Source organism: Anaerofustis stercorihominis, from assembly GCF_005844425.1.
Lineage (GTDB): Bacteria > Bacillota > Clostridia > Eubacteriales > Anaerofustaceae > Anaerofustis > Anaerofustis butyriciformans.
In genome coordinates, this window is the sequence record NZ_SPHL01000056.1 from 1 (window position 1) to 7,501 (window position 7,501).

At 29.2% G+C, this 7,501-nt stretch carries 5 protein-coding genes and 1 tRNA gene; 3 read left to right on the forward strand and 3 right to left on the reverse strand.

What is annotated here, in order from left to right:
* Window positions 1–5: 5 nt before the first annotated feature.
* Entirely contained in the window at window positions 6–944 is a 939-nt protein-coding gene (locus FGQ49_RS09720; protein WP_138269675.1) for a hypothetical protein, read from the reverse strand.
* A gap of 139 nt (window positions 945–1,083) precedes the next feature.
* Entirely contained in the window at window positions 1,084–4,734 is a 3,651-nt protein-coding gene (locus tag FGQ49_RS09725) for a DNA polymerase III subunit alpha (protein WP_138269676.1), read from the reverse strand.
* Between the two features lie 137 nt (window positions 4,735–4,871).
* Between FGQ49_RS09725 and lgt the strand changes: the two genes are divergently transcribed.
* From lgt to FGQ49_RS09740, 3 genes are all read left to right on the forward strand, one after another.
* Entirely contained in the window at window positions 4,872–5,774 is a 903-nt protein-coding gene (gene lgt, locus FGQ49_RS09730; protein ID WP_138269677.1) for a prolipoprotein diacylglyceryl transferase, read from the forward strand.
* A gap of 2 nt (window positions 5,775–5,776) precedes the next feature.
* Window positions 5,777–6,628, forward strand: coding sequence for a class II fructose-bisphosphate aldolase (locus tag FGQ49_RS09735; protein WP_138269678.1), 852 nt, complete (start codon window positions 5,777–5,779; stop codon window positions 6,626–6,628).
* A gap of 62 nt (window positions 6,629–6,690) precedes the next feature.
* Window positions 6,691–6,766: transfer RNA gene (locus FGQ49_RS09740), tRNA-Trp, on the forward strand.
* A 110-nt stretch (window positions 6,767–6,876) separates the two neighbouring features.
* Here the strand turns inward: FGQ49_RS09740 and FGQ49_RS09745 are convergent.
* On the reverse strand, window positions 6,877–7,501 hold a 625-nt coding region (locus tag FGQ49_RS09745), incomplete at its 5' end, for a hypothetical protein (RefSeq protein WP_207669805.1).

Sequence of the window (7,501 nt, forward strand, 5' to 3'; positions counted from 1 at the left end):
GCTTTTTAGTTGTTTGGTTCCATTATAATTGATGTTGTTCCATCTTCTAAATCGTTTCTAGTATATGTTACTTTATAATCTTCATAAGAAATTTTACCATAACCTATGCCTTCATCATTGTACTTATATTTAATTGAATTTAATTTATCCCAAATTTTTTTATTTTTACTTTGTTCAAAATTATTATATCCATCAAAAATATTCATCGACATATTTACATAAGCTGAATATATTTGATTTATTTCATCTAGTTTATCACTATCAGTTAATGTGAAAAATTCATCATAAGACACAACAACTTTTTCTATACTTTTATAATCTTTTGAAGGGTATATGTTTATGTATAGTTCACTTTCATCATCGATAATTTTCTCATAGCATCCTTTTTCATCATTAAATGTTATTTCACCGATTGTAGGTATTGTTACTCCATCAAAGTCACTATAATAAATATTTTCGTTTATATAGTCTAATGTTTTAGCAAAATCTTCGGGAGATAGTTCAAAATAGTTATTTATTTCTATGCCATTATATGCATAATCTTTAGAGCTTGGACCGTTATTTCCAAATAGTGCAAAGCAAACTATTAAGGCAATTATTAAAATACCAGCAATGGAAAATCCAATAATTTTTTTATTTTTCTTTTTGTTTTTATCTTTAATTTTTTGCATTTCTTCTTCAAAATTGTAATGATTTTGGTTATTAAAATTATAATTTTGTTCATAATTAGAAGATGTATTTATATTTTCGTTTTGTTCATTATTATTAAATTTATCTTCTTGAATATTGCTGTTTTCTTCTTCTATTGGTTTTTTATTTACTATAAATTCTCCTTTTTCTTCTTTAGTATTTAGTTCTTCATTACCTTCTTCATCAACTTTTTTGTTTACGATAAATTCGCCCTTTTCGCTGTTTAAATAATCTTTGTTGCTTTCGTTATCCATTTCCATCCCTCACTTTATAATATTATAAAATTATCGAAACGTTTTAATATATATTACATTTTATCATAAAATTTAATAATATTAATAATAAAATTAAATAAAACATTATTTTATAAAAAAAGAACCTAAGTAGGTTCTTTTATTTTATTATTATATTGTTTTTTCCGATGAGTTCAGCTAGTTCGTCAATTAATCCAAATTCAAGACTTACCCACATGCTTTTATCAGCAACGTAAGATTTCTTTGAAACAGGGGAGAATAACACAACTTTTTTATCTCCTTTATATTTAACAAAGAGCTGTCTAATATCACTCATAGTTTTCGGACTTATTTTATTTAAAACAAGTATAAGGGATTTTCCCATTATTTTATTTGAGTTGGACTTCTTGATTTCAGGGGACTGAGCTGTTTTATCAATTGTTTTGACTATTGGTGCTTTTGTTTTCTTTCTTACAGCAGGTGGTCTTGTTCTTTTATCTTCAAGGTCGTAAATTTTATCTGCAATAATCGAAACGCTTACTTCTTCATCTTCTTCTTTAACACTTACTTGACCTTTGATTATTACTTTGTTGTCAGTTTGCAATATGTTTTTGTATTCTTCAAAGGTTCTTGGGAAAACAACTATTTCCATGTCATCAGTCAAATCTTCAATACTCATAAACGCCATTTGTTTATTATCTTTTTTTGTATATATTACTTTAACGTTTGTTATTAAACCGCCAATGCTTATGCTTTCTCTTTTATTGTTATTATATTTTGAGTATTTATTTTGAACTTTTGGTTCTATTTCTTCTTCACTTTCATCTTCATCTTCACTTTTTTTCTTGCCGTACATATCATATACTTCATAAAGTTTCATGCTAGTATATTTATTAAGATCCTCTTCAAACTCTCTTAAAGGATGTCCACTTATGTACATTCCAAGAACTTCTTTTTCGTATTTAAGTTTATCGGCATTCTCAAATTCACTCATTGTAGGAATATGCATTTCAATTTGCTCGTTTTCTTCCTGTGAAAGCATATCTAGAAGTGTTGTTTGTCCTGATATATTTTGTTTTCTTTGTTTTAAAGTGTTATTTAAAAATTCTTCATAAATAGTATAAAGTTCTCTTCTATTGTTTCCAAGTGAATCAAATGCACCTGATAAAATAAGACTTTCAACACCTTTTTTATTTAAGGAGTGGAATTCAATTTTATTTACAAAATCAGGGAAGGACGTAAAATCTCCTTTTGTTTCTCTTGCTTCAACTATTTCTTCTATGGCACCTTCTCCAAGACCTCTTAGAGCAAGTAAACCAAATCTTACACTTCCGTTATCTACCGTAAATCTTGCGTAACTCTTGTTTACATCAGGAGGTAATAACTCTATTCCTTGTTCTTTTAAGTGATTCATGTATAACATTCTATCATCAGAACCAATATAAACAGTAATTAGGGCAGCCATAAACTCAGCAGGATAATATGTTTTTAAATATGCTGTTTGGTATGAAATAACACCATATGCCGCAGCATGGGATTTGTTAAATCCGTAGGAAGCAAATTTTTCCATTAAGTCATATATTTCGTTACCTGTTTTTTCGTCTATTCCAATTGCAACACATCCGTGAACTTTTTCTTTATCTTCGCCTTTGTTATAAGCTTCTTCGTTACCGTGTAAGAATACTTCTCTTTCTTTTGCGATTACTTCATGTTTTTTCTTACCCATGGCTCTACGAATGTTATCACTACGTCCCATAGAGTATCCGGCTAAATCTCTAACTATCTGCATAACTTGTTCTTGATAAATGATTATACCATATGTTACGTTTAAGATAGGTTCTAGAGATGGGTGAAGATATGTGATATTTTCAGGGTTATGTTTATTTTCAATGTATGTAGGAATCATATCCATAGGTCCCGGACGATAAAGGGAGATACCCGCTATGATATCTTCAAAAGTGTTTGGTTTTAGCCTTTGCATAAAGTTTTGCATTCCAGGGCTTGCTAATTGGAATACACCTATTGTATCTCCTCTGCTTATTGTGTCATAAACGTTTTGGTCTTTAAAGCTGATATTATCAATATCTACATCAATACCTTTGGATAGTTTAATATTATCTAAAGTATGTTTAATTACCGTTAGATTTTTAAGTCCCAAAAAGTCCATTTTAAGTAGCCCCAATTCTTCAACCGTAATCATGTTGAATTGTGCGGCTATACTGTCTTTATTAAGATATAGGGGAACATAATCGCTAACAGGTCTATCGGATATTATAACCCCCGCTGCATGAGTTGATGAATGTCTAGGCATACCTTCTACGGCTTTTGCCGTATCCAAAAGCTTAGTAATAGTAGGGTCTTCATCGTATAATTGATAAAGCTCCGGATTCATTTCTATTGCTTTTTGAACAGTAATTTTATTTTCATCAGGAATCATTTTTGCAATTTTGTTTGATTGTTCAAAGCTGATTCCCATACATCTTGCAATATCTTTTACGGCAGCTTTTGGTTTTAATGTTCCGAACGTAACAATTTGACTTACGTTATCAAATCCATATTTATCAATAACATACTCTATTGCTCTATGACGATTTTCATAACAAAAGTCGATATCAATATCGGGCATTGATACCCTTTCTTTATTTAAGAATCTTTCAAAGATAAGAGAATATTTTATTGGGTCAATTTGTGTGATATCTAAGGTATAACTAACGATACTTCCTGCGGCACTACCCCTTCCCGGTCCTACCGGTATACCATGTGTTCTGGAATAATTTATGAAGTCCCAAACAATAAGGAAATAATCGTTAAAACCCATATCGTTAATAACGCTTAATTCATATTCAAGTCTTTCTGTTAGTTCTTTTGTGACGTTTTTATATTTTTTATATAAACCCTCGGTGCATAATTTTTTTAAATATTCCTGTGAAGTCATCCCTTCAGGAAGAGGGAATACAGGTAAGTGATAATGTCCAAACTCTATTTCAACATTACATCTCTCGGCGATTTTATGAGTGTTTTCTATGGCCTCAGGGCAATATTTAAAAAGTTCACTCATTTCTTCAGGGGATTTTATATAAAATTCGTCATTTGGGAAACGAAGTCTGTTTTCATCATTTAGGTTACTTGAAGATTGCACACAAAGAAGAACATCATGTGCTTCTGCATCTGATTTTTTTAAATAATGAGAGTCGTTTGTGGCAATAAGTCCTACACCATACTCTTTTGCCATTTTAATTAATTCTTCATTTGCAGTTTTTTCTTCTCTCAAACCATGGTCTTGAATTTCCAAAAAGAAATTGTCTTTACCGTAAATATCTATAAATTTTTCAAGGTATTTTCTTGCTTCGGCAATTTCTCCTGAATTGATTTTTCTTGGAATAACACCTGCTATACATGCACTGGTTGCAATAATACCTTCTGAATATTTTTCAAGTAAATCAAAATCTGCTCTTGGTTTATAGTAAAAACCTTCTGTGTAAGCAATTGATACAATTTTCATAAGGTTTTTATATCCAATATCATTTTCGGCTAATAAGATAAGGTGAAATCTTTGCCTGTCGTTTATCGGGTCTCTGCCTTTTCTATCTCCGATTGTCATATATACTTCACATCCAAGAACAGGTTTTATCCCTTCGGCTTTACATGCTCTGTAAAAATCTATAATACCAAACATATTGCCATGATCGGTAATTGCAATACTGTCCATACCCATTTCTTTAACGTATTTTGGTAGTTCTTTTATTCTGCAAAATCCATCGAGTAATGAGTATTCTGTATGTACATGTAAATGTGTAAATGGTATTGACATTATTTTATCTCCTTATCAAAAAACTAAAATTTATTATATAATATTTTAGATAAAATTGAAATAATATATATATAAAAATATTTATAAATGAATGTATGTGTGATATAATTCCCATATGTATTTTTAGGAGGGAAAAAATGTTGACACCTAATCCAATAGCATTTTCAGTCTTTGGAATTGAAATAAGATGGTATGCAATATGTATACTAACGGGAATAGTTCTTGCTCTTTTAGTAGGTTCAAGAACACTAAAAAAACTTGGTATTGATACTGATATTATATATGATTATTTGATAGTTTGTCTGCCTCTTGGAATTATTGGAGCAAGACTTTATTATGTATTATTTGAATGGTCTTATTATAGTAATCATTTATCTGATATTTATAAAATATGGAACGGCGGACTTGCCATCCACGGAGGACTTATAGGTGCTTTTATAGGTATATATTTAGTAAGTAGAAGCAAAAAATTAAATGTGCTTTTCATTTTGGATATAGTAGCTCCTTGTTTCTTGTTAGCTCAAAGTATAGGAAGATGGGGAAACTTCTTTAATATGGAAGCTCACGGCGTACAGACTACTCTTCCTTGGGCAATTAATGTTATTGATCCTGTTCTTGGTTCAATTATGGTTCATCCTACATTCCTTTATGAATCAATTTGGGATTTTCTGGGATTTTTACTTTTGTATTTCATAATAGATAAGAAGTTTAAGAAATATGATGGTGAACTTATTTGTTCTTATTTCATATATTATTCCATAGGAAGATTTTTTATAGAAGGTTTAAGAACTGATTCACTTATGATATTTGGTCTTAGAACAGCTCAGCTTGTAAGTCTTGCACTTATAATTATTGGAATAGTTGGAATTGTTATAATAAGAAAAACACATAAAAAAGAGAATATAAAAGACAAAGCTTATGAGAATATTTGTTTAGAGAAAAATGAACAAGATAATGTAACTGATATAAATACAGAAAAAATTTGTGAAGATAATAAAACAGAGAATATAAAAAGTAAAGACAACTTAGGTAAGGAGTAATTATGGCACTTATATCATCAACACAGTTATTTAAAAAAGCAAAAGAAGAAAAATATGCTATTCCGGCTTTTAACTTTGAAAATATGGAAATGGCAAAAGGAATAATCGAAGCATGCAGCGAAGAAAATTCTCCTGTAATAATGCAGACAACAACTTCAACTCTTAAGTATATTGCTCCTGAGATAGCTTATGAAATAGTAAATTATTATGCGAAAGAATATAATATTGATGTTGTTCTTCATCTTGATCATGGAGCAAGTTATGAGCTTTGCAAAAGATGTATAGACTCAGGATATACTTCTGTTATGATTGACGGGTCAAAACTTGATTTTGAGGAAAATATTGCTCTATCAAAGAAAGTTATTGATTATGCTTCAAAGTGTAATGTTCCAGTTGAATGTGAACTTGGCAGAGTAGGAGGAAAAGAAGACGAAATAATAGTAAATGATAAAGACGCACTTCTAACCGACCCTGACAAAGCTTTAGAATTTTCTGATAGAACAAATTGTTCATCTCTTGCAATTGCAATAGGAACGGCTCATGGTTTCTATAAAAAAGCTCCTAATTTAGATTTTGAAAGACTTGATAAAATAAATAAAATGGTTAGTGTTCCTTTGGTTCTACATGGTACAAGCGGAACTAAAGATGAAGATGTTAAAAAGGCAATAAGTCTTGGAATGTGTAAAGTAAATTATGCAACGGATTTAAGAGCTGCGTTTACAAAAGGTGTAAGAGATTGTTTAAAAATGGAAAATGTATATGATCCAAAAGAATATAATAAAGCGGGAATTGAAACTTTAAAATTAAGAGTAAAAGAACTTATTGAAGTTTGTGGAAGTAAAAATAAGGCTTAATAAATTAAAAATATATATTGACATTTTTACAAAATTTGATATAATTTTATAGTGTCAAAAATAGGGGTATAGCTCAGTTGGTAGAGCAGTGGTCTCCAAAACCACGTGCCGAGGGTTCAAGTCCTTCTGCCCCTGCCATAAAGAAATCAAATCGGATTTTTATCCGATTTTTTTTATTTATAAAATATAAAACGAATTAAAAAAATAATATAAAAAGTTATATAAAAAAAGCAGGTTAAACCTGCTTTTTATTTTTTCAGTAGATAAATATAGAAACTACAATCTGCTATTTTTTCTTCTTCTATAGAAAAATCTATTGAAGTAAAGACTATTCTTGTATTTTTATCTATGTCATATATTAACTTTTTATCTAAATTATTTTTATTGTTTTTATATAATTCTTTGAAGTAATTTTCTAAGTCAATATTAACGTTGTATTTATCTATTTTTGTTCCTTCAATATATAATTCATACATCTTGTTGTATTCTTTTATGTTTATTTCTTCATTTTCATAATCATGATAAAAAGAAAAATATTCTGTATTTTCATCTTCATAATATTCTTCGTCTACAAAATCAGAAAATTCATATGTTTCTTTAAACTTAAATCCATATAAGTTTTCTGTATCTTTTTTTTCTATTATGTTTTTTACAAAGTTTGACTTTTTACCGATTGAGACTGTAAGATATTCATGGGCGCTTTGTATTTTTTCTTTATCTTCTTCGCTTATATTGTTTGATTTTATTATTTCCTCTCCCTTTATCATATTATTCTCTTTGAGAATGCTTATAAGCCTTGCTTCCTGGTTAAAATTTGAAATATTATATATGTTTAAAGGTGTAAGAGTAAATATAAATATTATCACCGTAGCT